Annotated in this window: 3 protein-coding genes; all 3 read left to right on the top strand. The window is 39.0% G+C overall.

The features are described 5' to 3' along the window. Window positions 1–7: 7 nt before the first annotated feature. On the top strand, window positions 8–163 hold the full coding sequence (locus AB5935_RS24420; RefSeq protein ID WP_368327694.1) for a DUF4295 domain-containing protein: 156 nt from the start codon (window positions 8–10) through the stop codon (window positions 161–163). A 172-nt stretch (window positions 164–335) separates the two neighbouring features. Next, complete coding sequence (ftsY, locus tag AB5935_RS24415) at window positions 336–1,295, top strand: signal recognition particle-docking protein FtsY (protein WP_007835429.1); 960 nt, start codon at window positions 336–338, stop codon at window positions 1,293–1,295. A gap of 3 nt (window positions 1,296–1,298) precedes the next feature. Next, a partial coding sequence (gene rimO, locus AB5935_RS24410) for a 30S ribosomal protein S12 methylthiotransferase RimO (protein ID WP_368327693.1) occupies window positions 1,299–2,444 on the top strand: 1,146 nt, incomplete at its 3' end.

The raw sequence follows: 2,444 nt of genomic DNA, 5'->3' as shown, positions 1-2,444 counted from the left end.
ATAACCCATGGCAAAGAAAACAGTAGCCGCCCTTCAGACAGGTAAAGAAGGACGTTCTTATACTAAGGTTATCAAGATGGTTAAATCTCCGAAAACAGGAGCTTACATCTTCGATGAGCAAATGGTACCTAACGAAAAAGTTCAAGACTTTTTCAAGAAATAATTCAGTCGGAAGACTAATGGAAAGTTCCTTTCATATATTATGGAAGGAACTTTTTTTATACCACAATGTTATCATCATAATACATTATGACCAATCATTGTGACACTTTTTTTTGTCCGTGTAAGAGATTAGTTATATCTTTGTAGCATAAACAGATAAATCAGACTCCAATATGGGATTTTTTAATTTTTTCTCGAAAGAAAAGAAGGAAACTTTAGACAAAGGATTGTCCAAAACCAAAGAAAGTGTATTTAGTAAGATTGCCCGTGCCGTAGCTGGTAAATCAAAAGTAGACGATGAAGTATTGGATAATCTGGAAGAAGTGCTTATTACTTCGGATGTAGGTGTTGAAACAACTCTAAATATTATTAAACGCATTGAAGAAAGAGTTGCCAAAGATAAATATGTAAACACTCAGGAACTGAACAAGATTCTCCGTGAAGAGATAGCGGCATTATTGACTGAAAATAACACGGTGGATTCGGATGATTTCACTGTTCCGGAAGGTAAGAAGCCCTATGTCATCATGGTGGTAGGTGTAAACGGTGTGGGTAAAACTACAACCATTGGCAAATTGGCATATCAATTTAAGAAGGCGGGCAAATCCGTCTATTTGGGTGCCGCTGATACATTCCGTGCTGCCGCCGTAGAACAATTGGATATTTGGGGAGAAAGAGTAGGAGTGCCTGTTATTAAACAGAAAATGGGATCAGATCCCGCATCCGTAGCTTTTGATACCTTAAGCTCTGCCGTAGCTAATAATGCAGATGTAGTAATTATTGATACCGCAGGTCGTCTTCACAATAAAGTAGGTTTGATGAACGAGCTTACTAAAATCAAGAATGTGATGAAGAAAGTTGTTGCGGACGCACCTCACGAAGTATTGCTGGTTTTAGACGGTTCTACCGGTCAAAACGCATTTGAACAAGCAAAACAGTTTACTTTGGCTACAGAAGTTACTGCTATGGCAATTACCAAATTGGACGGAACAGCCAAGGGGGGCGTTGTAATTGGCATCTCAGAGCAGTTCAAAATTCCCGTAAAATATATTGGATTGGGCGAAGGTATTGAAGACATGCAGGTATTCCGCAAAAAAGAATTTGTAGACTCACTATTTGGAGAGACTGAATAATAAATGAAACGTAACACAATAGATATCATCACCTTAGGGTGTTCCAAAAACTTAGTAGACTCAGAAAAGCTGATGCGTCAGCTGGAAGCAAACGGTTATAAAGTAACTCATGATTCCGATAAACCGCAAGGAGAAATCGCAGTTATTAATACATGTGGTTTTATCGGCGATGCCAAAGAGGAATCGATCAATATGATATTGGAATTTTGTCAGGCCAAAGAAGAAGGAAAACTCAAAAAACTATATGTAATGGGTTGCCTTTCAGAAAGATATCTAAAAGAATTGGCATTGGAAATTCCTCAAGTAGACAAATTCTATGGTAAGTTTAATTGGAATGAGTTACTGGCAGATTTAGGCAAAGCATACAAGGCGGAATTTGCCATTGAACGGACATTAACCACTCCTCATCACTATGCTTATCTGAAAATATCAGAAGGCTGTGACCGTAAATGTTCTTATTGTGCCATTCCTATTATTACAGGACGCCACATTTCACGTCCGATGGAGGAGATTATTGATGAAGTGAAACTACTTGTATCCGAAGGAGTAAAGGAGTTCCAAATTATAGCCCAAGAATTGACTTACTACGGCGTAGATCTATATAAAAGTCAGAAATTGCCCGAACTCATCGAAAGAATTGCTAATGTTCCCGGTGTAGAATGGATACGTTTACACTATGCATATCCGGCGCATTTCCCGGAAGAATTATTCCGTGTTATGCGCGAACACGATAATGTATGCAAATATATGGATATCGCCCTGCAACACATTAGTGACAATATGCTGAATAAAATGCGCCGACACGTAAGTAAAGCGGAAACCTACGAATTAATCGAAAAATTTCGTCGGGAAGTACCCGGTATTCACTTACGTACAACATTAATGGTAGGACATCCCGGCGAGGCTGAAGAAGATTTTGAAGAATTAAAAGAATTCGTCAAAAAAGTACGATTTGACCGGATGGGGGCCTTTGCATACTCAGAAGAAGAAGGAACATTCGCCGCTAAAGAATACGAAGATTCCATTTCTCATGAAGTGAAACAACAGCGCTTGGATGAATTAATGGCACTTCAGCAGGAAATAGCCGGCGAACTGAGCCAAACGAAAATAGGTAAAGAATTCAAAGTCATTATAGACCGGAAGGAAGGA

Origin of the sequence: Phocaeicola sp. RTP21198st1_B8_RTP21198_201120, from assembly GCF_040929485.1 — a bacterium.
Taxonomy (GTDB): domain Bacteria; phylum Bacteroidota; class Bacteroidia; order Bacteroidales; family Bacteroidaceae; genus Phocaeicola; species Phocaeicola dorei.
Note: the sequence above shows the minus strand (reverse complement) of the source record. Positions and strands in the feature narration are given on the sequence as shown.

Excerpts from the sequence above, each read along its gene's own strand:
- ftsY (WP_007835429.1), top strand. The coding sequence starts at position 336 with ATGGGATTTTTTAATTTTTTCTCGAAAGAAAAGAAGGAAACTTTAGAC.
- AB5935_RS24420 (WP_368327694.1), top strand. The coding sequence starts at position 8 with ATGGCAAAGAAAACAGTAGCCGCCCTTCAGACAGGTAAAGAAGGACGT.